This is a genomic window from Rhodopila globiformis, assembly GCF_002937115.1.
GTDB lineage: Bacteria > Pseudomonadota > Alphaproteobacteria > Acetobacterales > Acetobacteraceae > Rhodopila > Rhodopila globiformis.
The window spans coordinates 1-22185 of sequence record NZ_NHRY01000047.1 but is presented as its reverse complement, the minus strand read 5'-3'; the positions used below and the strand labels follow the sequence as shown (position 1 = coordinate 22185).

The window sequence follows — 22185 nt, the reverse complement described above, 5'->3', positions numbered from 1 at the left end:
ACGATGGGGCGACGACCTTGCACGACCGGCCCGCTTATCCTGGTACGCATAAGACCCGCCCCCAAGCGCCACCCTGGACGCCGGTGCCACAAGGCGGCATGGTCCGGCCGAATGTTATGCCGGTGCCAACCGCTTGTCTGTTGGCCAATCGGCTACATGTAAACGTCAACGACCAGGAACAGTGACCATGGACCATATCCTCGGCCAGGCGGCACCCGGCTCGGCGAATGCTGCGGCCAACATGATCATCGACGGCGACCAGAAGACGTTCATGCAGGACGTCATTGACGCATCACGCCAGATTCCCGTCCTGGTGGATTTCTGGGCAACGTGGTGCGGCCCCTGCAAGCAGCTGACGCCAACGCTGGAAAAGGTGGTGAAAGCCGCCGGCGGCCGGGTCAAGCTGGTCAAGATCGACATCGACAAGAACCAGGGCCTGGTGCGCCAGCTCGCCCAGCTCGGCCTGCCGATGCAGTCGGTGCCGACCGTAGCCGCCTTCTGGCAGGGCCAGATCGCCGACTTGTTCCAGGGCGCGCAGCCCGAGTCGGAGGTCAAGCGCTTCGTCGAGGGCCTGCTGAAGGCCGCCGGCGGCTCGATGCCCGCGGCCGATTTGCTCGCCGAGGCGCGGGCGGCGCTGGAACAGGGCGACGCGCAGGCGGCGGGTGAGCTGTTCAGCGCCCTGCTGGCCGAGGAACCCGAGAACGGCGACGCCTGGGGCGGCCTGGTCCGCGCCCTGATCGCGCTCGGCCAGGAAGACCAGGCAGACCACGCGCTGACGCAGGTGCCGGAGAAACTGGCCGAGCACGCGGAAGTCGCCGGTGCCCGCTCGGCCTTGGCGCTGGCGCGCGAGGGGCGCGCGGCCAAGGATCAGCTGCAATCACTGCAGGCGCGGGTCGCCGCGGACCCGGCCGACCACCAGGCGCGCTACGACCTGGCGACGGCGCTGAACGCGCTGAACCAGCGCGAGCAGGCGGCCGAGGCGCTGCTGGAGATCATCCGCCGCGCCCGCGGCTGGAACGAGGACGCCGCCCGGCTGCAGCTGCTGAAGTTCTTCGAGGCCTGGGGCTCGGACGATCCGGCGACCGCGGCGGCGCGGCGGCGGCTGTCCGCGCTGCTGTTCAGCTAGATGCATCCGTTCCACCCCTATCCGGAAGACCTGCCGCAGGAGTTCGCGGTGTTCCCGCTAACCGGCGCCCTGCTGCTGCCGCGCGGGAAACTGCCGCTGAACATCTTCGAGCCGCGCTACCTGGCGATGACGCTCGATTCGCTGGCCACGGGGCGGATGTTCGGCATGGTGCAGCCCGACCTGAACGCGCCCGTGCTGGAGCATGGGCCGGGGCTGTACCGCGTCGGCTGCCTTGGTCGGCTGTCCTCGTTCAGCGAAACAGACGACGGCAAGCTGCTGGTCACCCTGACCGGGCTGATCCGCTTCACCATCGACAGCGAGATCGACATGCACCACGGCTACCGCCGGGTGCGTGGCGATTTCTCCCGCTATATCGACGACCTCGACCTGTCGGCGGCGCCGGTCGCGCTGGACCGCGAGAATATGCTGGCGGCGCTGCGCGGCTATTTCGGGCGGCGCGGGGTCGACGCCAACTGGGAGGCGATCCGCCGCATGCCGGACGACGCCCTGGTCGTGACCTTGGCCATGGCCTGCCCGTTCGAGCCGGTGGAGAAGCAGGCCCTGCTCGAAGCCCCAACCCCGGCCGAGCGCGCCGCGACCCTGCTCGCCCTGCTGCAGATGGGCGCAGCCGGTCCCGACCTGCCGCCCGGCCACTCCATCAGTTGAACCCAAAGGACCGCCCGATGCCTGAATCTGTCGCAACCGCATCCGACGCCGCCGTGGACCCGCGCCTGCTGGAAATCCTGGTCTGCCCGGTGACCAAGGGCCCGCTCGAGTACGACCGCGCGGCCAACGAATTGATCAGCCGCAAGGCCGGGCTCGCCTACCCGATCCGCGACGGCATCCCGATCATGCTGCCGGAGGAAGCCCGGCCACTCGGCGAATAATGCCGCAACCTACGGAAATACGACTGGACCGGGCGGCGCGGGTGCTGCATGTCTCGTTCGATGATGGCAAGGAATTCGCCCTTCCCGCTGAGTATCTGCGCGTCGAAAGCCCGAGCGCCGAGGTCCAGGGCCACAGCCCCGACCAGAAGCAGACGGTGGCCGGCCGCCGCCACGTCGGTATCACCGCCATCGAGCCCGTCGGCCACTACGCCATCCGCCTCATCTTCGACGATCGGCACGACACCGGCATCTATTCATGGGACTACCTGCGGCAGCTTGGCGAGGAGCAAGATCGCCGTTGGGCGGGGTATCTCAATGAACTGGCCGCGCGCGGCCTGTCGCGCGACCCGGGCTAGAGCAAGCCGCAGAAAGGTTGGGTCGGATCGGCGGCGCGCTATCATCGTCATGGCGAGCGCAGGTGCGCCATCCACACCTTTCCCCGATATCAGCACCGCCAGGCGTGGATGGCGGGCCTCCGCCCGCCGTGACGAGGCGGCCATGACCGCGCCTCGCAGCCTGCCTGCAGGCCGCTCCAGCCGGGATCAGAGTTCCGGCGTGGTGATCCCGTGCCGCCTCGCGCCCGCCGGTTGACCGACGCTGACAAGGCGTCCTGGGCGGCCTATGTCCGGCTGATCGCGCCGTTGCCGGGCAAGGTGGCGGTGGCCCCGTCCGAGCCCGTCGTGCCCGAACCGCCGCCACCCGCGGCGGACCTGCCGCCGCAGCCTCGGGTGCCGTCGCTGATCGCCAGGCCGCGCACGAAGCCGCCGGTGCTGGCGGTGGGCGTGCAACCGGGCGGAGTCGACGGCGCCACCTGGCAGCGGTTCCGGACGGGGAAACTGCCGGCGGTCCGCAAGCTCGATCTGCACGGCATGACGGCGCAGCGGGCGTTCCATGCGCTGGTGGCGTTCCTGCGCACCGCCCATGCCGATCAGGTGCGTTGCGTGGAAGTCATCACCGGGCGGGGCAGCGGCGAGACCGGCGGCGTGATCCGGCGGGAGTTCCCGCTGTGGCTGAACCTGCCGGAGATCCGGCCGCTGATCCTTGGCGCGGCGCATCCGCATGCGCTCAACCAGGGCTCGGTGCGGCTGATCCTGCGGCGGATCCGATGACTCCGTTCGGCGCCAGACTGCGGGCCCTGCGGGCGGAGCGTGGCGTCACCCTGAAGCGGCTGGCCGAGGGGCTGCAGGTGTCCGCCGCCTATCTCTCGGCGCTGGAGCACGGGCGGCGCGGCGCCCCGAGCGCCGGGCTGGTGCACCAGGTGAACGAGTTCTTCGGGCTGATCTGGGACGAGGCGGATGAACTGGCGCGTCTGGCGCGGTTGTCGCACCCACGCGTGACGGTGAACACCGCGGGCCTGACGCCGGAGCAGACCGCTCTGGCGAACCGTCTGGCGCAGGCGATCCACCGCCTGACGCCGGAGGCGGTGGCCGCGCTGCATGCGGTACTGGACAGCACGGCGCAGCAGCCAAAGCCGCGCCTGCGCCGCCCGGCGCACTCGGCGGGGCGTGCGGCGCGAGGGGTGTAGCGGCGTCCCAGTGGCCGCCAGTCGTGGCGCACGAGTACAGCCCGCCAAAAATGCTGACCCGTTGGATGGAGCAGAAGGCCCGCCGCCCTTGGCAGGGGATGGAAACCGGGGCTGAAGCCGTGGCGGTGGCAGTGCCTCCCCCGGAACCGTCCGTGCCTGCTCATTCTTCCTTGATTCTCAACACGGAGAAAGCGGAGGTCCACGAAGCGCCACGGAGACCGGACCTTGCTGGCGAGCCGGGACCGGACAAGCCGCATTCCTGGGCCGGCCATCCACGCCTTCTGTGATCAGCACGAGGCGTGGATGGTGGCCCGGAGCCTGTGCCCGGGCTTGTCCCGGGTAGCCGCCATGACGGGGAAGCCCGGTGCGCCGATCCGGGGGATCGGTTGTTTCGTCGCAGATCCTTTGTACCTGGCGCACGGCCTGCGCCGTGTCATTTGGCTGACTCGTTCACACCCTTTGTGGTCTTCGGTGGTCCTTCGCGTTCTCCGTGTTGAAAATCGGTCGCCAATCCAGGCTCTGCCGCTGCCTTGTCCCCCCCCGGGGACGACACTGCCGCTCGTCGCAAGAGTTCAGCAGGGAATGGGGGTGGGATCTCCGGCGGCCGGGAGTACAGCAGACCGCAGGTCGGTTGGGACACGACTTCGGGTAGGGCGATCTGCCCCCAATCGTCATGGCGGGCCTGCGCGCCGTAGGCGCCGACTTAACGGGCTGGCGGCACGCCATTGCCTCTTCGTTATGGCCCGGACAAGCCGGGCCATGACGAAGAGGCAACGTGCTCCGCTATGTCAGCGCCTATGGGCCTGCGCCCGCCAAGACGATGGAGGAGGAACGCAGTCGCCCTGTCCCAACCGGCCTGCGGTTTGCTCTAGCACCCGTCATGGCCAGACCTGGTCCCATTGGCGCTAACTTTCGGGGGAACAGGGCCTGGTCGTCGCTTTATCGTCATGGCCGGGCGTGTCCCGGCCATCCGCGCTTCGACGGCGGGGGTGGATGGCGGGGACACGCTCAGCCATGAGGGAGAGGCAATGGACCCGGCCCCGTTCCCCCCGAAAGTGAGCGCCCAATACGGTATCGGACGTTGTCGCAGATACGCGCCTTCCAACCCGTAGCCGGCACGATGCGTGATCGGCCCACGCATCGCCGGCATCGTACGAATTGCTTGCAACGCACAGCGCCCACCCAGTCGAGGCACTCGTTCCGGGGAACGTGATTTCCACGCCGCACCACACGTGGCGTAGCAACCGGTCACTTAGTGAGCGGAGCGATCCGCCGGACAGGCCACTCGGCCTTGCCACCGTGCCTGCCAACGGGATCCACTATGATTGACGAGTCCGAGATCCACGACGTCGAGGCCTATGTCCGCCTGCAGGTGATCGAGAATGCCCGCTTTTGGCAGCGGCTCGGTGGCATGCCAGATTTCACCGGTATGCGGGTGCTGGATTTTGGCTGCGGGCACGGCATGCTCTCGCTGGATCTGGCGCGTGCCGGAGCGGTTTCGGTGCTGGGCATCGACCTCGCGGAGCAGCGCATCCGCTATGCGCAGGCAAACGTCGCGCCACAGGCGCCGCCGGGCTGCACGATGCGCTTCGAGTGCATCGACATCACCACGATTCCCGGCGAAGGCCTGTTCGACCGAATCGTGTCAAAGGACACGTTCGAGCACGTTGGGCCGATCGATGAGGTACTGGCGGCGATGGTCCGGCTGCTGAAGCCGGGCGGCGAGATCATCCTGGGCTTCAGCCCGCTTTATTACAGCCCGTTTGGCGACCACGGCGAACTGGGTGTTCGCGTGCCCTGGGCGCATTTGCTGGCCGGAGAGCAACGGGTGCTGGCGGCGTTCAACGCGACCAACGGCTCCGCCTATCGCCGCCTGCCCGAAGCCGGCTTCAACATGCTGACGCCGCGGGACTTCCGCCAGGCGTTCGAGCGCAGCGGTGCGCAGATCCGCTCGCTGCGGATGAACCCGGCCGCCGGCGGCGGGCTCAAGTCGGCGATGATCAGGGCATTCCGCCTGCTCGCACGAGTGCCGGGACTGGAACGCTACTTCACCGTCGGGATTTACGCTGTGCTGGTCAAGCCGGCCAGAACCGCGCCGCAGGCGGCTGCCCGGGCGGCCTGAGCAGTCGCGGCGGGGCTGGCCGGTGCCCAGCGGGCTGCGTCGCCCTCCGGCAACCGCGTGCGGATCATCGTGACAGGCTGTGCATGACGTTGCGTACCAGGTTGGCTGGCCGTGGCAGCCGCAGACCGTGGCAGCCTCAGGCCGGGGTGCCTCGAAGCAACGGGCGCCGACTCACCCGTATCTGCTGCGCTCAGCGGCGGCCTCTGCTGGTCTGCCGCCGTGGTGTGCTGTTCGGCGTGGCGACCAGCGATTGCGCGCAACCGGTCGGTCCGCTGCTGGCAATGGCGGCAGCGACCATGCTGCCGTAATCGGACAAGCCGCCATGTCCAGACAGCAGACCGTCGCCCGGAGCACCGGTGCCCCAGATCCAGGGTGCATAGCCGAGGCCGCTGTTGAGAACAGCCTGCATGGATTGTTGCCAATTACTGTCAATTGCCACGCCGGTCGTGCTGTTGCCGGTTTCGAGGATGTTGACCGGCATGGTCCCGTCAGCACTTTTTATCTGCTGCGCCGAGGCAGCCAGTTGGCTGATTTCCGATCCGTCCTGCGCGGCGCTATTGCCGCTGGGAAACAGCCACGGATACACGTGCATGTCCCAGGCGGCATTGGTTACGCCGGCATAGGCGGATGCGTTGTATCCCTGATTGCAGACTGTCGGCCAGCAGTTGGCTGCGAACCAAAACGGGTTGTTGTTCCCGGCGGACCGGACGGCGTTGTATTCCTGAAGCTGCCACGCCGAGAGCGCAGCCGGGTCCGTGTGGCCCGTCGCGGGATTGACCTCGCTTGGCTCGTTCGTCGAACCGAAACCGACATACGGATTGTTCTTGAACGTGGATGCGATCGAGGCATACCACGACAAATCCTGCTGCAGCAGAGAGCCGCTGAAGATCGTGCCGGTGCTGCCGCCCCGGTTCTGCCCGTCCGAGCTTGTGTGATCCTCGATTTCGACGAAGAGCCCGCGCGAGGTGTAGTCGTCAACCACCCGCTGAAGCGAAGCCGCCCCCGGGAAGTCCGCGACCGCAAGACGCACAAAATTCGTGCCGGGGAACTGCGCCAGGATCTGCGCTGCGGTCGGCGGCGTGCCGCCCCAGCCGACGTTGATGCCATGGATCGTCCATAATTGACCGCTTGGTGTATACCAGCGGCCGTCGCTGACGCCGAAGCCGCCGTCCGAGGCGACATAGTTCGGCGCACCGGCCGGGCAGGGGACGGGCGCCGAGGACGCGGCATAGGCGTCGTGGACCAGCACGCTGGCACTGGCCAGCAGGGTGAGCCTCGGTACCAACCAGAGCTTTCGATTGCAGATAGGTGTTCCTCCCGCGTGGCTGCAATATGATAAGGCAAGGACACCGGTTTCGGGCCGACCCTGGGGCAGAAGCTCCGGTCGTTGCGTTCCGACTTGGTTTATGGCGCCTTATCAAGGCGCGCGACGCCCAGTTCGGCACGGAAACGACCGCCGCGCCGCTTCCGCCAGTGGCTCGCCGGTGTGGCTCATATAGCCTGCGATACGTTCCCGTATGAAATCGCAGTCGCGCGAGATGCACGCCAGTTACCAAGGAGGCGGCCAATCCCACGCCATAGGGCGGTCCAGCATGCCCCTTTTCGTCGAAAAATCAGTGACTTGGCTTGACTGGATGGCGCACCTTTGACCGCCTCCTTAGTAAGGGCTTGCATCATCCTCGCCCGGCTGTGGCGGGACCAGGGCAAGAACCCGGAGGCCCGGAACCTACGCGCGCCGATCGCTGGCTCACTGAAAGTTTCGATGCGTTGGTCCTGAAGTCTGCATCAGGCCCTGACTGCCGCGGTCGTTACCGGCTGTGTTGACCCGGACGAACGCGGCCATAACGATCTTGAAAAACCGCAGATGGCCTGCCCTTGTTCCGGCAAGCCACCCGACTGGATCCGTCGTTCCGGGCCGCCCCGCAGCCCTACGCCGCCAGCGGCTGGACCCGTGCCTCGATCTCCGCGCCGAACAGCGCCTGCGCCCTGGCGAGGTCATAAGCCGTCTGCAGGCCGAGCCAGAACTGCGGGCTGGTGCGGAAGAAGCGCGCCAGGCGCAGCGCCAGGTCGGACGTGACCGGCTGCTGGTCGGCGAGCACCGGCGCGATCTGGCCGGGCGCCACGCCCAGAGCCTGGGCGAGGCCGGTCGCATCGAGCCGCATCGGCTCCATGTACTCTTCCCGCAACACTCGTCCGGGATGCATCCTGCGATTGAACCGTGCCATGTCGCAACCTGTGGGGTTTTCCTATGGCTCGAACATTGCCGGAAAGTCATGGCAGCAAAATGGCAATTCCTGCCCCAATCCAAGGCGGGCGCATTTTCTGTTTTGCCGTCTCAACAGCGCGCCTGTGATCGCCGCCCTCCCCCGCCCGGGCGGCGTCAGGCCGGCCGCTTCCGCAACAGGTACCGCTGCCGGCCGTCCAGCACCAGGTCCCGCCGCTGATTGTACACCCTGGTCCGGAACCCCACCACCCCGGTGCTGCGGTTCGGCGTCAGTTCGTCGATCTCCAGCGCCGGATACAGCGTGTCGCCGGCGAACACCGGTTTCAGGAACCGGCTGGACTGCTCGATGAAGCCGACCAGCGCGTCCTCGGTCATGTAGGGGAACAGGCCGGCGCCTGGCGCGGTCTGGATCACGGTCTGCAGCCCGTGCGCCAGCAGGCCGGGCATGCCGCGGGCCTTGCAGAACTCCACGTCGTAGTGGATCGGGTGAGCGTCACCGCTGGCGGCCTGGAAAGCCAGGAACACCGCCTCGGTCATGGTCCGGCTGGGCAGCAGGAAGCGCTCGCCCAGGCGGAAATCGTCGAACCAGCGCTGTTCCGGCACCATGCGGTGCTGCGCGGGATCAAATTCGCTCATACCGCGCCCGCCGCCCGCATCGCGGCGATTTTGTCGCGCGACAGGCCGATTTCCGCCAGGATTTCGTCGGTGTGCTGGCCGACGGCGGGAACGTCGCCCATCGCAGCCTCCTGGTCGGTGAACGTCGCCGGCGGCAGCAGCGCGCGCACCGGACCGTTGGCGGTGTTGATCTCCCGCCAGCGGTCGCGCGCCGCGAACTGCACGTGGTTCCACGCATCGATCGGCTGGTTCAGGCGGCCGTTGGCGATGCCGGCCCGGTCCAGCAGGGCGGCGACCTCGTCCGAGCTCATCGTGCTGAAGAAATCCTCGATCAGCGCTGTCAATTCCTCCCGATGCGCCCGCCGATCGGCCTGGGTGGCGAAGCGCGGGTCGGTCTGCACCTCCGGGCGGCCAAGCACCCTGGCACAGAACGTGGCCCATTCGCGCTCGTTCTGCAGGCCCAGGATCACCTGCCCGTCCTTGGTCCGGTGCGCGCCATAAGGCGCCAGCGACGGGTGGCTGGTCGGCATGCGCGGCGGCGGCGAGCCGGCATAGGCGTGGCGCAGCATCGGATAGGTCATCCACTCGCCCAGCGCGTCCAGCATCGCCACCTTGACGTTGGCCCCCTCGCCCGTGCGGCTGCGGCGCAGCAGCGCCGACAGGATGCCGTTCAGCGCGTACATCCCGGTGCAAATGTCGGCGATCGAGATGCCGACGCGCGACGCCTCCGCCTCGGAGCCGGTGACGCTGATCAGCCCCGACTCCGCCTGGATCAGCAGGTCATAGGCCTTCTTCTGCACGAACGGCCCGCTCTCGCCGTAGCCGGAGATGTCGCAGACCACCAGCTTCGGATTGACCGGCTTCAGCGCCTCCCACGTCAGGCCCAGCCGCGCGGCGGCGCCGGGGGCGAGGTTCTGGATCAGCACATCCGCCCCACGCACCAGCGCATCCAGCGCGGCACGGGCATCGGGATGCTTGACGTCCAGCGTGACGCTGCGCTTACCGCGGTTCAGCCAGATGAAATGGCTGCACAGGCCGTTGACGTAGTCGTCATAGGCGCGGGCGAAATCGCCCTCCCCCGGCCGCTCGACCTTGATCACGTCGGCCCCGAGATCGGCCAGGTGGCGCGTGCAGATCGGGGCCGCGACAGCATGTTCCAGCGCGATGACGCGCATGCCTTCCATGGGCAGCATCCGGGGCGTTTCCTTGCCTGACAGCGTTGCCGTCGAGCAAACCCCCGCAGGCGGCCGATGTCAAAGCAGCGACGTCCGCGGCACCCGCAGCACGACGGCCGCCGCGACCAGCAGCGCCGCCGCGGCCAGCAGCGACGCCAGCGCGAAGTTGCCGCTGCGCTCCGACAGGAAGCCCGCGAGCGCCGGGCCGACGATCTGTCCCAGGCCGAACGCCGCCGTCATCACCGCCAGGACAGGGCGCGGATCCGCTGGCGCCAGCCGCCGCGCGCCGGCCAGGCCGAGCGCCGTCAGCCCCATGAACGTGCCGCCCAGCAGCGCCGCCGCCAACAGGGCGCCGACGGCCGACGGCCACAGCACGCTCGCCGCCACGCCGATGGCCTCGACCACGCAGGCAATGGCGAAGGTGAGCGGAATCCCGAAGCGCAGGCTGGCGCGCATCCACAGCGCCACCGACGGCACGGCGGTCAGCCCGACGATCAGCCAGACCAGCGGCTCCACGCTGCGCAGCACCGGCGAGGAACGCACGATCGACACCAGGAAGGTCGCGGTGATGACATAGCCGAAGCCGAACAGGCCGTAGGCGCAGACCAGCGCCGGCAGCCCGGGCCCGGGCCGCGCCTGGGCCACCGGCCCGGACACCGCGACCCGCGGCGCCTCCGCCGGCGGCACCAGCCAAGCCACCGCCGCCGCCGCGGCCAGCGCGACGCCGCCCACGACATACCAAAGCGTTCGCCAGTCGGCGCCGTCCGCCTGCAGCGCCGCGACGACCAGCGCGGAGACGGCAATACCCTTGCCCACGCCGGCGAAATGCACCGACGACAGGCCCGGACGGCCAGCCACCGCCAGGCGATCCAGCACCAGCGCCGACGCCAGCACCAGCACGAAGGCGCTGGCCGCTCCGCCCGCGGCGCGCAGCAACAGGAAGGCCGACATGGACGTCACCGCGCCCATGGCGCCCGTGGTGATCGCGCTGGCGACCAGCGCGCCCAGCATCCAGCGCCGCCGCCCACCCGGCAGGCGCGGCGCGCCGGCCAGCAATGCGCCAATCAGGTAGCCGAGGAAGTTGGCCGAGGCGATCAGTCCGGCACCGCCCTTCGACAGCCCCAGCGCCTCCGCCATCGGCGGCAGGATCGGCGTATAGACGAACCGGCCGATGCCCATCGCCGCGGCGAGCGCGATCAGCCCGCCCAGCGCCAGCGCGACCGGCTGTGACTCCGACTGTGACCTTGCATGGCGCATGCTGACCCTTCCTGGCAGACGGCCGGGATGTAGGGTCAGGCACGCATCATGAAAAACGGGAATAAATGATGGCGGCTATCGCCTGGACCGATTGCTCGGCCGTTCCTGGATTTGACCGGCGAGGCGGGCTGCTTCTTCCCGTCATGGCGGCCCTGCGGCCACCATCACGACAAAGCAGTCGCAGCGCCTGAACCCCTATTTTAACGCCAATGGGGCCTTCGCCCACCATGACGGGGGCATCACTCCGCCGCCTGCGCCCAGGCCGGACGGAGCAGGCCGAGGAACGCCTCCAGCGCCGACGACACATAGCCGTCGCGCCGGCGCAGGAAGACGGTTTCCACCATCGCGTCCTCCGGCGGCAGGACATGGACGCCCACCTGTCCGGCGCGGCGGGCGGTCTCGACCAGGCCGCGCGGCAGCAGCGTCATGCCGAGGCCGGCGCCGACGCAGGCCAGGATCGCCTCCAGCGTGCCGAACTCCAGCACGCGGACGCCGACGATGCCGCGCTTCGACAGCCACGCCTCCAGCCGCAGGCGATAGGAGCAGCCGGCGCGCAGCACCACGATGCGGAAATCGCCCGCCGCCACCAGGGCGTCGAGGTGGCGCACGCCCGGCGCGGTCAGGGCGACGAGTTCCTCATGGAACACGGTTTCGGCGACAAGCTCGGGGTGATCGACCGGGCCGCAGACGAAGGCGCCCTCGACGCGATGCGCCAGCACGTCGTCGATCATCTCACAGGTGGTGCCGGTGCGCAGCGACAGGTCGACGTCCGGATAGGCGCCGGCATAACCGGCCAGCAGCGGCGCGAGGCGCATGGCGGCGGTGGTTTCCAATGAACCGATGACCAGCGGCCCCGCCGGCGTGCCGTCGTCCCGCGCCGCCCGGCGGGCATCGGCCAGCAGGCGGCGGACGCGCCCGGCATAAGGCAGCAGGCGCTGCGCCGCCTCGGTGGGCGAGACGCCGCGGGCGTGGCGGTGGAACAGGGAGACGCCAAGCTCGGCCTCCAGCGCGCGGATACGGCCGGTGACGTTGGACTGCACGGTGTTCAGCTCCGTCGCCGCGCGGTTCATGCTGCCGAGCCGGGCGACCGCCTCGAACACCCGCAGGTCGTCTGCGTCCATAAGAAAAAACCTCCGATGCCGGCATGCTGTACCGGGATCGGAGGCGGTTGACAAACCTTGCGTGGCGACAGGCCGTGGCGTCTACATCCGGGCGGAGCGGACGCCACGCCCGGTCAGGAATGGTGCGGCGGAGCGACCTGCACCAGCATGCCGTCGGTATTGCCGGCCCTGTCGAGATAAAACCCGACGAGCTGGCCCTTGTTGTTGATCCCGTTGACCACCGTCATGCCGTTGGCATTGGGATCGTCGATCGTGGTGTAGGCCTTCGTCTTGTCATCGAACAGGAAGCCGTGGGTGTTGCCCTGGGCGTCGACGTATGAGCCGACGACCTGGTCCTCGTTGTTCACGCCCAGCGCCTGGACGGACACCGCGCCCTGCGGGCCAGTCAGCAGCTCGGTCTTGTGGCCGTTGGTCAGGAAGCCCTCCTGGTTCGGGCCGTTCTGCACGAAACCGGCGACGTCGCCGCTCTTGTTGATCGCTGTGGCGGTGACGCTGTTGAATCCTTTGATGTTGACGGCGTCGAAATGGCCGTTGTTGAGGTTGAGGGTGAAGCCGTGGTTGTTGCCCTGGGCATCGGTGTAGAAACCGACCGCAACCTCCTTGTCGTTGACGCCGAGAAGCTGCTGCACGCTGGGCACGCCCGCCGCGGGCTTCGGCGCGTTCGGATCGACCACGTTGACGAAGTGACCGTTGAATTCGACGAAGCCGAAGTTGTCGCCGTTGGCATCGACCCAGAAACCAGCCGTTACGCCCTTGTTGTTCAGGCCGGTGACCTGGGTCTGCACCGAGGCGGGGAAATTCTCGTTCTGATAGGTGTTCTGCCCGTACGGCGGGGTCAGCGTATAGCCCTTGTTGGGATGCCCGTGGGCGACGTCGCCGCTGCCGAAGTAGCCGGCGATCCTGCCCTTGTCGTTGATGCCCAGCAGCTGATTGAACGTCGGATCGGCAGCGTCGTCGAGGGTTTCGAAAGTCGGGTTCATGATTCTTTACTCCTTTTTACTTGTGTTCTGATAAGTGAAACCCGGATCCTCTCTCCGGGAGCCTGATGACCGCCGCTGACTGAGCCGGACCATTCCAATCCTGTCGGCGGCCTGGCGATCGCGATAGCTGACCCGGAACAGCCTGCTTTGGCAGGTGGCAGAAGCCGGTGTGGCGTCCGTCCGGAGCGGACGCCACATTCGGTCAGGCGTGGTGCGGCAGGCTGACGTGCACCAGCATGCCGTCGGTGTTGCCGGCGTTGTCGAGGTAAAAGCCAACGACCTGGCCCTTGTCGTTGATGCCGTTGGCGACCGTCATGGCGTTGTTCCCCTTCATCCCGTTCGGATCGTCGATCGTGGTGTACTTGTTGGTGCCCTGGTCGTACAGGAAGCCGTGTGTTGCGCCCGTCGCGTCGGTAAAGGAACCGACGACATCCCGTTCGTTGTTGATGCCCAGTGCCTGCACCGACACCGCCCCGCTCGGGCCGTTCAGCCACACGGTGTGGTTGCCTTCCTTGACGAAGCCCACGTCGTTGCCGCCCGCGCCCACCACGAAGCCGGCGATGTCACCCTTGTTGTTGATCGCGGTGGTCGTGGTGCTGGCAAAGCCGGCGATGTTCACCTCATTGAAGCTGTGCTTGTCGAGATCGTAGACGAAGCCGTGGCTGTTGCCGGCGGCGTCGGTCCAGAAGCCAACCGCCTTCTCCTTGTCGTTGACGCCCAGAAGCTGCTCGGTCGTCATGCCGTTGGCAGCCTTGCCCTGGCCCTTCGGATCCACGACGTCGGTGAAGACGCCGTTCTTGTCGGTAAATCCGAAGTTGTCGCCTGCGGCATCGGCCCAAAAGCCGACCGTTACGTTATGGTTGTTGATGCCGGTCACCTGGGTCTGCGCCGAGCCGCCGAAATTCTCGTTCGTATAGTTGCCCTGGCAGTAAGGCGGCGAGAGCGTGTAGCCCTTGTTCGGATGCGCCGCGCTGCCGATGCCGAAATAGCCGGCGATCTTGCCGTCGTTGTTGATCCCCAGCAGCTGGTTGAAGGTCGGATCGACCTGGTCGTCCAGGGTTTCGAAGGTCGGGTTCATTGATTTATACTCCTGTTGACTTGTGTTTCCATGGAAGGAACCCGGGTTTTCTTTCGCCGGGAGCCCGATGATCGCCTATGACTGAACCGGATCATCCCGGTGCAGTCGGCGGGCTGGATTTAGCCGCGCCGCGCCAGGGCTTTGGTGACGGCGGTCACCTTTGCCGTCGATTTCGAAAAATCCGCCGCAATCGGCCGCTTTTGTGCCGTGCGTCACGCCCGGCCCGCCCGTCGCGTGGCATCGGTTCCGTGCGCGGCAATCCGGCCGTGGCTTGTTCGCAGGAGCACGGGTGGTGGAGACGAATTCCCAGACACAGGATCCGGCCGCGGTGGACCCCAACCAGTTGCCGGCACCGGGCGGCGCTGTGGCGATCCAGGTGCGGCTGATGGCGATCGCCGCCGCCGCCCGCTTTCATGGCGCGGAACTCGATCGCGCCGACATCAGGCTGGCGGAGCATGAGGTCCCCTCGCCCGCCGCCCTGTCCGCGTGGGCGCAGACCGGCGGCCTGTGGGCCAAGGGCGTCCGGCTCGGCTGGAAGCAGCTTGTGGCGCTGGACCTGAAGGCGCCGCTCGTCCTGCTGCTGAACGACGGCAGTGCCGTGCTGGTGATGGCCGCCGATCGCAAGCGCAACGTCATCCTGCTGCGGCACTCAAGGCTTGGCCCGCAGGACCCGCCGATGGTGGTGGACGAAAAGACCCTGGCGCAGGCATGGTCCGGTGAGGCCGTTATGATGCGGACGAAACGATCCTCCAGTGCCGAGGACGCGCCCTTCAGCCTGGGCTGGGTCGCGAACCTGGTGTGGCAGGAGCGCCGCTCGATGCGCGACGTGCTGCTGGCCTCGCTGGTGCTGAGCATCCTGACCGTGCTGCCGCCCCTGGTGGTCAGCACCGTCATCGACGAGGTGGTGACCTACCAGAGCCTGTCCACGCTCGTGCTGATCTCGTTGCTGATCGGCATCGCCATGCTGTCGGAGACCATGCTGGGCTTCGCGCGCCGGCAACTGATCCTGGTCGTCGGCGCGCGGGTCGACGCCAAGCTGAACCTGCACGTCTTCCAGCGCATCCTGGGCCTGCCGATGGACTATTTCGAGCGCAACCAGGCCGGCATGATCTGGGCGAACACCGGCATCCAGCTTGCCAAGATCCGCGAATTCCTCACCGGCAAGCTGCTGACCACGATGCTGGACCTGATGACGCTGGTCGTGCTGCTGCCAATCCTGTTCTACCTGCAGCCGCTGCTGTCCCTGATCGTGCTGCTGTGCGCGGGCGCCATCACCGGCATCATGGTCGCCTTCATGAAGCCGATGAGCCGGCGGGTGAAGCGCTATATCGAGGCAGAAACGGCCAAGTCCAGCGTCATGGTCGAGACCCTGCACGGCATCCGCACCGTCAAGTCGCTGGCGCTGGAGCCGCAGCAGCGCGAGCGCTGGGACGCCCGCATCGCCGAAGCAACGAAAGCCAAGATCGAGGCCGGGCGCCTGGCCAACCTGCCGCAGGCGCTGATCACGCCGATCGAAAGCTTCATGCAGCGCGGCGTGCTGCTGCTGGGCGCCTACCTGGCGTTGACCGATGGCGGAGCGGTCGCCGTCGGCGGGCTGGTGGCCTTCATGATGCTGAGCGCCCGCGTCGCCGCGCCGCTTGCCGGCCTGGCGCGGCTGATGGAGAGCATCGAGGAAGTCCGCACCGCTACCGCGCTGGCCGCGAGCGTGCTGAACCAGCGCCCGGAGACGGCCGATCCCGCCGGCGGCGTGCGGCCGCGGCTGCAGGGCGCGATCACCTTCCGCAACGTCGGCTATTCCTATCCCGGCGCGACCGCCCCGGCGCTGGACCGCGTCGGCTTCGGCATCGCCCCAGGGACGGTGCTGGGCATCGTCGGCCGCAGCGGCTCGGGCAAGTCCACCCTGACCCGCCTGCTGCAAGGCATCACCCGCGACTATCAGGGCCATGTCAGCATCGACGGCATCGACCTGCGCGACATCAACCTGTCGCACCTGCGCCGCAACCTGGGCGTCGTGCTGCAGGAGAACTTCCTGTTCCGCGGCACGATCCGCGAGAACATCCTGGCCGGCCGCCCGGGCCTGACCCTGTCCGACGCGGTGCGCGCGGCGCAACTGGCCGGCGCGGCGGAGTTCATCGAGCGGCTGCCGAACGGCTACGAAACGATGGTCGAGGAAGGCTCGCCCAACCTGTCCGGCGGCCAGCGGCAGCGCCTGGCGATCGCCCGCGCCCTGGTGCACGACCCGCGCATCCTGATCCTGGACGAGGCGACCAGCGCGCTGGATCCGGAAAGCGAGGCGCTGGTCAACGCCAACCTGGCGCAGATGGCGCAAGGCCGCACCACGGTCATCGTCTCGCACCGGCTGTCGTCGCTCACCGGCTGCGACGCGATCCTGGTGCTGGACCAGGGCCGCATCGTGGACCTGGCGCCGCACGGCGAACTGGTCCGGCGCTGCCCGGTCTACCAGCAGCTGTGGCACCAGCAGAACCGCCACATGATCGAATCCCCCGTTTCAGCGTAAGGAACCAGACCCATGCCCGCACGCGCTTCCCTGTCCCGCCTGTTTCAGCCGCAACCGGCCCTGGCCAGCAGCCAGGCGCTGCTGGAGTTCCAGTCGCCAACCGCCGCGGTGATCGCCGAGCGGGTTCCGCTGAGCGGCCGCCTGACGATCTGGACGATCAGCGCGGCGATCCTGGCCTCGCTCGGGGTGATCAGCGTCTATCCGGTCGATCGCGTTGTCACCGTTCCCGGCAAGGTGGTTGCGGATGTTCCGAACATCGTCGTGCAGCCGCTGGATACCGCGATCGTCCGGCAGATCAACGTGCATGAAGGCCAGGTGGTGCATGCCGGCGACGTGCTGGCCAGCCTGGACCCGACCTTCGCCCAGGCCGACGCCGGCGCGATCGACCAGCAGGTGGCGAGCCTGCAGGCCGAAGTGGACCGCCTGAACGCCGAAATCGCCGGCCGCGCCTATACCTCGGACGGCACGCCGGCCGGCCAGTTGCAGGCGATGGTCTACGCGCAGCGCCACGCCGAGCAGATGTCGCGGCTGCAGAACTACCAGCGCCGCATCTACAGCGCCAACGCCAAGCTGGCGCAGACGCAGAGCGACATCGACGGCTACGCGGAACAGCTGAAGGATGCCCAGACGCGCGAAAACATGCGCCAGCAACTGCAGAAACTACAGATCGGCAGCAAGCTGAGCACGCTGGAAGCCGACGCCCAGCGTGCCGAGATCAACCGTGACCTGCAAGCGGCGATCGCCAGCCGGCAGGCGGCGAAAGGCGACCTCGACGCGCTGACGGCCGAAATGGTCGGCTATCTTCAGCAGACGAAGATCGAAACCGCGGCGATGCTGACCGAGCAAGGCCGCAAGCTGGCGGAAGCGAAGGAGCAGCAGGCGAAGGCGGCGCTGCGGCGCTCGCTGGTGACGCTCAAGGCGGATCGTGACGCGGTGGTGCTGAATGTGGCGAAGGTGTCGCTCGGCTCGGTCGTGCAGTCCGGCGACGAACTGATCACGCTGGTGCCGACCGACGCGCCGCTGGAGGTGGAGGCGAACGTGCCGGCGCGGGATGCGGGGTTCGTGCACCCGGGCAACCATGCGGTGATCAAGTTCGATACGTTCCCGTACACCATCTACGGCTATGCCACAGGCACGCTGAAGACGGTCAGCGCCGACAGCTTCGCCGCCCCGCGCGACGGCAGGCCCGCGCGGCCGAATCTGTCGCCGGCCGAGGCGAACGCCGGCGCCAACTACTTCCGCGCCAGCCTGTCGCTGACCGACATGAAAACGCACGACCTGCCGGCCGGCTTCCACATGACGCCCGGCATGCCGGTCACCGCCGACATCAAGGTCGGCAAGCGCACCGTGCTGTCCTACCTGATGGCGCGGGTGGTCCCGACGCTGACGGAAGGAATGCGCGAGCCGTGATCCGCTCCGCCGGGCGCCGGGCGGCCGATAACGGCAAGCGCGTGCCTTCCGTTGCTGAACCGGCCGGCAAAGCGCATCGTTCCTGACAGAAAATGGTTGTTTCGGCGCTGATTCCGCCCCGCCAGCGCCGCTACACCGGCCTCACCACTCCCCTGCCCCGGCCACCCCACCGCCGCGACGCCGCCGCGACCGCCAGCAGCACCGTCGCCACCACCGCCACGATCACCGTCGCCAGCGCATAGATCTCCGGCGTGGTGCCCAGCCGGGTCATGGAGAACACCACCATCGGCAGGGTCGAAGCCCCCGGCCCGGACGTAAAGCTCGCCACCACCACGTCATCCATCGACAGGGTGAATGCCAGCAGCCAGCCCGCGACCAGCGCCGGCGCCATCAGCGGCAGGGTGACCAGCGCGAACGCCTTCCACGGCGGCGCATACAGGTCCATCGCCGCCTGCTCCAGCGTCTCCCCGGTATCGGCCAGCCGCCCGCGCACCACCACCGCCACATAGGCGACCGACACCGAGGCATGCGCGAACGTCACCGTCCCGGCGCCGCGGCCGGCGGGCCAGCCGATCCATTGCTCCAAGGCCACGAACAGCAGCAGCAGCGACAGGCCGGTGATCACCTCCGGCATCACCAGAGGCGCGGCCAGCGCCGCCTCGAACACGCCGCGGCCGGGGAAGCGGCCGAAGCGCGCCAGGGCGAAGCCGGCCGTGCCGCCGACGATGCACGCAATCGTCGCCGACACCGCGGCGATGCGCAGCGACAGCAGCGCGGCGTCGATCAGCGCCGGATCGTGCCACAGCGTCGCATACCAACGTGTCGAAAATCCCGACCACTCGGTCACCAGCCGGGAATCGTTGAAGCTGAAGACGATCAGGAACGCGATGGGCGCGTAGAGGAAGGCGTAACAGGCGATCAGCCACGCACCCAGCCGCATCGCACCCGCCCTACAGCAGCGCCAGCGCCACCAGGCTGAGACCGCCAGCCAGGACGCAGTAATAGGCGAACGGATTCAGCGCCATGTTGTCGTGCTGGCGGAAGTACCGCATCAGGAACGCGGTGCTGAGGAACGCCACCACCCCCGCCACCACGGCGGCCAGGATCGACAGGTTCAGCACCCCCGGGGCGATGTTCGCATGCAGCAGATTCGGCACCTCCAGCACCGTCGCGCCCAGGATGACCGGCGTGGCGATCAGGAAGGAGAAATGCGCCGCGGCCTCGTGGTTGATGCCACGCAGCAGCCCGCCCACCATGGTGGCGCCGGAGCGGGAGATGCCCGGGATCAGCGCCGTGCACTGCCAGCAGCCGATGAGCAGCGCGTCCATCGGCGTCAGGGCGGACAGGGCGCGCTGCCCGCGGCCGCGCAGCCACTCGCCGAACAGCAGCAGGCCGCCGTTGACGATCAGGAACGCCGCCGCCACGATTGGGGAGCCGAACAGGTTGCGAACATATTTCTCCAGCAGGAAGCCGACGATCACCGCGGGGATGGTGGCGATGACCACCAGCACGAACACCCGCCGCGCCTCCTTGACCGTATGTTCGTCCCGCAGGCCCAGCACGCCGCTGGCCAGCGCCCACCAGTCCCGCCAGAAATAGGCCAGCAATGCGGTCGCCGTACCCAGGTGCAGCATCACCAGGAAGGGCAGGAATTCCGGCGAGCGCTGGTTGATGCCCCAGCGCAGCACAGCCGGCAGCACCACGGCGTGCCCCAGGCTACTGACGGGAAACAGCTCAGTTGCGCCCTGCAAGATCGCGATGATGAGGGCCTGTAACGTGTCCATGCATGGCTCCGGTCGATTCGCGGCGCACATTAAGGGCTTCCCGTGCCGATCGCACCGGGGGATTGTGCATGGGCGGTCAATTCAGGCTGTGGGCGATGCGCAGCCGGGTACGCAGGTGGTCGCTGCCGGTGACCGGATGCTCGGACACCCCGGCATTGGTGTTAGATCAGGGCTGGCTGTTGCTTCTTCGTCATGGCCCGGCTCGTCCGGGCCACCTATTCCAGCACGTGTGCCGCGACAGGTGGCCCGGACATCCCGGGCCATGACGGAATGGCAAGCATCGTGCCCTCGATCCCGCCATTTTAACGCCAATGCGGACACCCCGGTCCGCGCGCCCGCGGCGTCCGACAGCCGCAAGCGCCACTGCGTTCCAGGTCCTCGGCGTCCGGCCGGCCTGGCCGTGCTCAGTCGTTCATCGGATAGATCGCCATCAGCCGCCGCTGGTTCCGCCAATGCCGCAGCATCCCCCGCACGCCCGACGATGCGAAGCCACGCCGGCGGTTGGCGGCGCCGATGCGGAACGCGGCGCCGTAATGGAAGAACTGCGCCCGCCAGGCGTCAACCAGCCGGGTGCGCGGGTCCCAGACATGCGTGGCCTCCGACCCCGCGCCGTTGATCTCGATCACCCGGAAGTCCAGCCCGCGCCGCAGCTGCGCCATCGAGGCGAAGCGGACGTCGATGCGGCCGAAGAAGAAATCCGGCATCGCCTTGGCCAGGCGGTCGATCGAGGCGGTCAGCTCCGGCGTGACCATGTCGGTAGCGTTCTGGAAGATCGAGCCCTTGCAGTGGTTGCCGACGAACACCAGCCGCACCGCCTCGCCCAGCTTGGGCACGGTGTCCAGTTGAGCGGCCAGGCGCTCCAGGAACAGGTGGGAAATCAGGCCAGAGCGCTCGTCGCGCAGGATCAGGGTGCGCAGGGTGGAGCGCCCGTCGCCCACCACCACCGGCGGGCGCTTGATCGTCAGGGAGGTGATGCAGCCGACGGGCTCGTCCGGGTGGCGCACATAGAACAGGCCGGCTTCGTGCGGCTCGTCCACGTAGTGCTGCACCACGACGGTTTCGCCGGGCGGGAAGGCGTCCATGTAGCGGGCCAGGGCGGCGAAATCGCGGATCAGCCGCACGCCGGTGCCGTTGCAGCCGATGTCGGGCTTCACCACCACGGGATAGCGCAGGCCGGCGGCGGCCATGGCGTCCTCGGCCGCTTCCGCGCCGTGCGGGCCGGCGAGGACGCCGCAGGCGGGGGCGACCAGGTCGCGGGCGGCAAGGCCGACTTGCGACAGGATCGAGAGCTTGGACTCGCCGCACAGGCCGCCGGTGGTGATGCGCGGATTGGCCGCCGTCGGCAGGCTGAAATCGCCGTGCCGCAGGCCGAGCAGGATCCAGTGCGCCACCACGGGCGTATAGAACAGCCAGCCGGGCCAGAACTCGAAGAACGAGACCGGGCGGTCCGGCTTCGGCGCCATGCGGCGCAGGGGAATGGCGGATTCCAGCTTCATCGCCGCGCCTCCTGCACGCCGGCGGCGACGACGCGGCCGGCGACGGCGATGAAGGCGATGAAGAAAATGGCGCCAGCCCAGCGCCATGTGCCCATGTGATCCATCAGGAATTGCCCCAGCTTGAGGGAGACGGTGAACAGCAGGCTGGTCCAGCACAGCGTCGCGACCACCACCGCCAGGGCGAACGGCCGCAAATCGGCGCCCACAAAGCCGCAGGTGGTGTAGGTCGGCAGGCGCAGCCCCGGTAAGAAGCGGCTGACCAGCACCACCCGGAAGATGTGCCCGGAAATCCAGGCGCGGATGGCTTCCTGCCGGTGCGGCGGCAGGTGGCGGGCGACCCAGCGCACATGCGCCGACAGGCGGCCCAGGCCGTACAGCCCCAGGTCGCCCAGCATGATGCCGGCATATAGCGAACCGAGTGCCAGCGGCAACGGCACCGCCCCCTGCTGCGCCTGCATTGCGGCGATGACGGTGGCGGCATCCTCCAGGATGAATGTGCCCAGGATGATGGCGGCAGCCTGGAACAGCGGCGAATGGCCGGCCAGGACCAGTATCGAGGCGATCGAACCAGCCAGCATCTTGAGGACGAACGCCTTTCCGCAGTTTGCCCGGTCGGTGCGTGACATAAGTGATGATGCGGCAAAGCCTCATCACCTGTGCGCCATTCCGACCTTGGAATTAGGGCGTGTCGTCAATTAAGCCAAACGACGGCGGCGGCGAGGTGGACCGCGGCGAGGAAGTTGCGGGCAGTCTTGTCATAGCGGGTTGCGATGGCACGGAACTGCTTGAGCCTGGCGAAGAAATTTTCGATCAGATGGCGCGCCTTGTAGAGGTCGCGGTCGTAGGTCCGCGGCGAGCGGCGATTGG

Annotated in this window: 22 protein-coding genes; 9 read left to right on the top strand and 13 right to left on the bottom strand. The window is 68.0% G+C overall.

What is annotated here, in order from left to right:
* The first annotated feature begins 187 nt into the window (after positions 1 to 187).
* The 7 genes from CCS01_RS03485 to CCS01_RS03455 all read left to right on the top strand — a co-directional run bounded on the left by CCS01_RS03485 (position 188) and on the right by CCS01_RS03455 (position 5660).
* A complete protein-coding gene (locus tag CCS01_RS03485; protein WP_104517437.1) occupies positions 188 to 1126 on the top strand; it encodes a tetratricopeptide repeat protein in 939 nt (312 codons plus the stop codon).
* The gene (locus tag CCS01_RS03480; RefSeq protein WP_104517436.1) at positions 1127 to 1792 is read left to right on the top strand and encodes an LON peptidase substrate-binding domain-containing protein; all 666 of its coding nucleotides are present in this window, start codon (positions 1127 to 1129) and stop codon (positions 1790 to 1792) included. It abuts the gene before it with no gap.
* Positions 1793 to 1809: 17 nt separating this feature from the next.
* Positions 1810 to 2013 carry a Trm112 family protein gene (locus CCS01_RS03475; RefSeq protein WP_104517435.1) on the top strand — a complete coding sequence of 68 codons (204 nt, stop codon included), beginning with the start codon at positions 1810 to 1812 and terminating at the stop codon, positions 2011 to 2013.
* Entirely contained in the window at positions 2013 to 2369 is a 357-nt protein-coding gene (locus tag CCS01_RS03470; RefSeq protein ID WP_104517434.1) for a gamma-butyrobetaine hydroxylase-like domain-containing protein, read from the top strand. The genes CCS01_RS03475 and CCS01_RS03470 overlap by 1 nt, the downstream gene beginning before the upstream one ends.
* A 210-nt stretch (positions 2370 to 2579) precedes the next feature.
* The gene (locus tag CCS01_RS03465; RefSeq protein ID WP_104517433.1) at positions 2580 to 3122 is read left to right on the top strand and encodes a Smr/MutS family protein; all 543 of its coding nucleotides are present in this window, start codon (positions 2580 to 2582) and stop codon (positions 3120 to 3122) included.
* Positions 3119 to 3538 carry a helix-turn-helix domain-containing protein gene (locus tag CCS01_RS03460; RefSeq protein WP_104517432.1) on the top strand — a complete coding sequence of 140 codons (420 nt, stop codon included), beginning with the start codon at positions 3119 to 3121 and terminating at the stop codon, positions 3536 to 3538. Before CCS01_RS03465 ends, CCS01_RS03460 begins: the two co-directional genes overlap by 4 nt.
* Before the next feature lie 1321 nt (positions 3539 to 4859).
* Positions 4860 to 5660, top strand: coding sequence for an SAM-dependent methyltransferase (locus tag CCS01_RS03455; RefSeq protein WP_104517431.1), 801 nt, complete (start codon positions 4860 to 4862; stop codon positions 5658 to 5660).
* A 190-nt stretch (positions 5661 to 5850) separates the two neighbouring features.
* Here the strand turns inward: CCS01_RS03455 and CCS01_RS03450 are convergent, their stop codons facing one another.
* The 8 genes from CCS01_RS03450 to CCS01_RS03415 form a co-directional block, all read right to left on the bottom strand.
* Positions 5851 to 6945 (bottom strand): cellulase family glycosylhydrolase, encoded by a 1095-nt coding sequence (locus CCS01_RS03450; protein WP_158258209.1) that lies wholly within the window; start codon positions 6943 to 6945, stop codon positions 5851 to 5853.
* 643 nt (positions 6946 to 7588) lie between these two features.
* A complete protein-coding gene (locus CCS01_RS03445; protein WP_275112876.1) occupies positions 7589 to 7864 on the bottom strand; it encodes a HigA family addiction module antitoxin in 276 nt (91 codons plus the stop codon).
* A 176-nt stretch (positions 7865 to 8040) separates the two neighbouring features.
* Positions 8041 to 8520, bottom strand: a complete 480-nt coding sequence (locus CCS01_RS03440; protein WP_104517428.1) for a MaoC family dehydratase — start codon at positions 8518 to 8520, stop codon at positions 8041 to 8043.
* On the bottom strand, positions 8517 to 9692 hold the full coding sequence (locus tag CCS01_RS03435) for a CaiB/BaiF CoA transferase family protein (protein WP_104517427.1): 1176 nt from the start codon (positions 9690 to 9692) through the stop codon (positions 8517 to 8519). The genes CCS01_RS03440 and CCS01_RS03435 overlap by 4 nt, the downstream gene beginning before the upstream one ends.
* Positions 9693 to 9752: 60 nt before the next feature.
* On the bottom strand, positions 9753 to 10931 hold the full coding sequence (locus CCS01_RS03430; protein WP_204848129.1) for a YbfB/YjiJ family MFS transporter: 1179 nt from the start codon (positions 10929 to 10931) through the stop codon (positions 9753 to 9755).
* 239 nt (positions 10932 to 11170) lie between these two features.
* Positions 11171 to 12052 carry a LysR family transcriptional regulator gene (locus CCS01_RS03425; RefSeq protein WP_104517426.1) on the bottom strand — a complete coding sequence of 294 codons (882 nt, stop codon included), beginning with the start codon at positions 12050 to 12052 and terminating at the stop codon, positions 11171 to 11173.
* 113 nt (positions 12053 to 12165) lie between these two features.
* Positions 12166 to 13032, bottom strand: coding sequence for a hypothetical protein (locus tag CCS01_RS03420; protein ID WP_104517425.1), 867 nt, complete (start codon positions 13030 to 13032; stop codon positions 12166 to 12168).
* 202 nt (positions 13033 to 13234) lie between these two features.
* On the bottom strand, positions 13235 to 14110 hold the full coding sequence (locus tag CCS01_RS03415; protein ID WP_104517424.1) for a hypothetical protein: 876 nt from the start codon (positions 14108 to 14110) through the stop codon (positions 13235 to 13237).
* A 385-nt stretch (positions 14111 to 14495) separates the two neighbouring features.
* On the opposite strand from CCS01_RS03415, the gene CCS01_RS03410 reads away from it, so the two are divergent.
* Both CCS01_RS03410 and CCS01_RS03405 read left to right on the top strand, forming a co-directional pair.
* Positions 14496 to 16628 (top strand): peptidase domain-containing ABC transporter, encoded by a 2133-nt coding sequence (locus CCS01_RS03410; RefSeq protein ID WP_104517444.1) that lies wholly within the window; start codon positions 14496 to 14498, stop codon positions 16626 to 16628.
* Positions 16629 to 16640: 12 nt separating this feature from the next.
* Positions 16641 to 18038, top strand: a complete 1398-nt coding sequence (locus tag CCS01_RS03405; protein WP_104517423.1) for an HlyD family type I secretion periplasmic adaptor subunit — start codon at positions 16641 to 16643, stop codon at positions 18036 to 18038.
* Positions 18039 to 18168: 130 nt separating this feature from the next.
* Here CCS01_RS03405 and CCS01_RS03400 read toward each other — a convergent pair whose 3' ends face one another.
* The 5 genes from CCS01_RS03400 to CCS01_RS03380 all read right to left on the bottom strand — a co-directional run.
* Entirely contained in the window at positions 18169 to 18978 is an 810-nt protein-coding gene (locus CCS01_RS03400) for an ABC transporter permease subunit (RefSeq protein ID WP_104517422.1), read from the bottom strand.
* A gap of 10 nt (positions 18979 to 18988) precedes the next feature.
* Positions 18989 to 19822, bottom strand: a complete 834-nt coding sequence (locus CCS01_RS03395; protein WP_104517421.1) for an undecaprenyl-diphosphate phosphatase — start codon at positions 19820 to 19822, stop codon at positions 18989 to 18991.
* Positions 19823 to 20226: 404 nt separating this feature from the next.
* The gene (locus CCS01_RS03390; RefSeq protein WP_104517420.1) at positions 20227 to 21318 is read right to left on the bottom strand and encodes a D-alanine--D-alanine ligase; all 1092 of its coding nucleotides are present in this window, start codon (positions 21316 to 21318) and stop codon (positions 20227 to 20229) included.
* Positions 21315 to 21944, bottom strand: a complete 630-nt coding sequence (locus CCS01_RS03385; protein ID WP_239991990.1) for a DedA family protein — start codon at positions 21942 to 21944, stop codon at positions 21315 to 21317. Before CCS01_RS03385 ends, CCS01_RS03390 begins: the two co-directional genes overlap by 4 nt.
* A gap of 65 nt (positions 21945 to 22009) precedes the next feature.
* Positions 22010 to 22185: transposase (locus tag CCS01_RS03380; RefSeq protein WP_146101497.1), on the bottom strand; the 176-nt coding region annotated here is incomplete at its 5' end.

Bases quoted from the DNA above. Each gene is read 5' to 3' on its own strand.
- CCS01_RS03485 (WP_104517437.1), top strand. From the start codon at position 188: ATGGACCATATCCTCGGCCAGGCGGCACCCGGCTCGGCGAATGCTGCG.
- CCS01_RS03480 (WP_104517436.1), top strand. From the start codon at position 1,127: ATGCATCCGTTCCACCCCTATCCGGAAGACCTGCCGCAGGAGTTCGCG.
- CCS01_RS03475 (WP_104517435.1), top strand. From the start codon at position 1,810: ATGCCTGAATCTGTCGCAACCGCATCCGACGCCGCCGTGGACCCGCGC.
- CCS01_RS03470 (WP_104517434.1), top strand. From the start codon at position 2,013: ATGCCGCAACCTACGGAAATACGACTGGACCGGGCGGCGCGGGTGCTG.
- CCS01_RS03460 (WP_104517432.1), top strand. From the start codon at position 3,119: ATGACTCCGTTCGGCGCCAGACTGCGGGCCCTGCGGGCGGAGCGTGGC.
- CCS01_RS03455 (WP_104517431.1), top strand. From the start codon at position 4,860: ATGATTGACGAGTCCGAGATCCACGACGTCGAGGCCTATGTCCGCCTG.
- CCS01_RS03445 (WP_275112876.1), bottom strand. From the start codon at position 7,864: ATGCATCCCGGACGAGTGTTGCGGGAAGAGTACATGGAGCCGATGCGG.
- CCS01_RS03440 (WP_104517428.1), bottom strand. From the start codon at position 8,520: ATGAGCGAATTTGATCCCGCGCAGCACCGCATGGTGCCGGAACAGCGC.
- CCS01_RS03435 (WP_104517427.1), bottom strand. From the start codon at position 9,692: ATGCTGCCCATGGAAGGCATGCGCGTCATCGCGCTGGAACATGCTGTC.
- CCS01_RS03430 (WP_204848129.1), bottom strand. From the start codon at position 10,931: ATGCGCCATGCAAGGTCACAGTCGGAGTCACAGCCGGTCGCGCTGGCG.
- CCS01_RS03425 (WP_104517426.1), bottom strand. From the start codon at position 12,052: ATGGACGCAGACGACCTGCGGGTGTTCGAGGCGGTCGCCCGGCTCGGC.
- CCS01_RS03420 (WP_104517425.1), bottom strand. From the start codon at position 13,032: ATGAACCCGACTTTCGAAACCCTCGACGACGCTGCCGATCCGACGTTC.
- CCS01_RS03415 (WP_104517424.1), bottom strand. From the start codon at position 14,110: ATGAACCCGACCTTCGAAACCCTGGACGACCAGGTCGATCCGACCTTC.
- CCS01_RS03410 (WP_104517444.1), top strand. From the start codon at position 14,496: ATGGCGATCGCCGCCGCCGCCCGCTTTCATGGCGCGGAACTCGATCGC.
- CCS01_RS03405 (WP_104517423.1), top strand. From the start codon at position 16,641: ATGCCCGCACGCGCTTCCCTGTCCCGCCTGTTTCAGCCGCAACCGGCC.
- CCS01_RS03400 (WP_104517422.1), bottom strand. From the start codon at position 18,978: ATGCGGCTGGGTGCGTGGCTGATCGCCTGTTACGCCTTCCTCTACGCG.
- CCS01_RS03395 (WP_104517421.1), bottom strand. From the start codon at position 19,822: ATGGACACGTTACAGGCCCTCATCATCGCGATCTTGCAGGGCGCAACT.
- CCS01_RS03390 (WP_104517420.1), bottom strand. From the start codon at position 21,318: ATGAAGCTGGAATCCGCCATTCCCCTGCGCCGCATGGCGCCGAAGCCG.
- CCS01_RS03385 (WP_239991990.1), bottom strand. From the start codon at position 21,944: ATGTCACGCACCGACCGGGCAAACTGCGGAAAGGCGTTCGTCCTCAAG.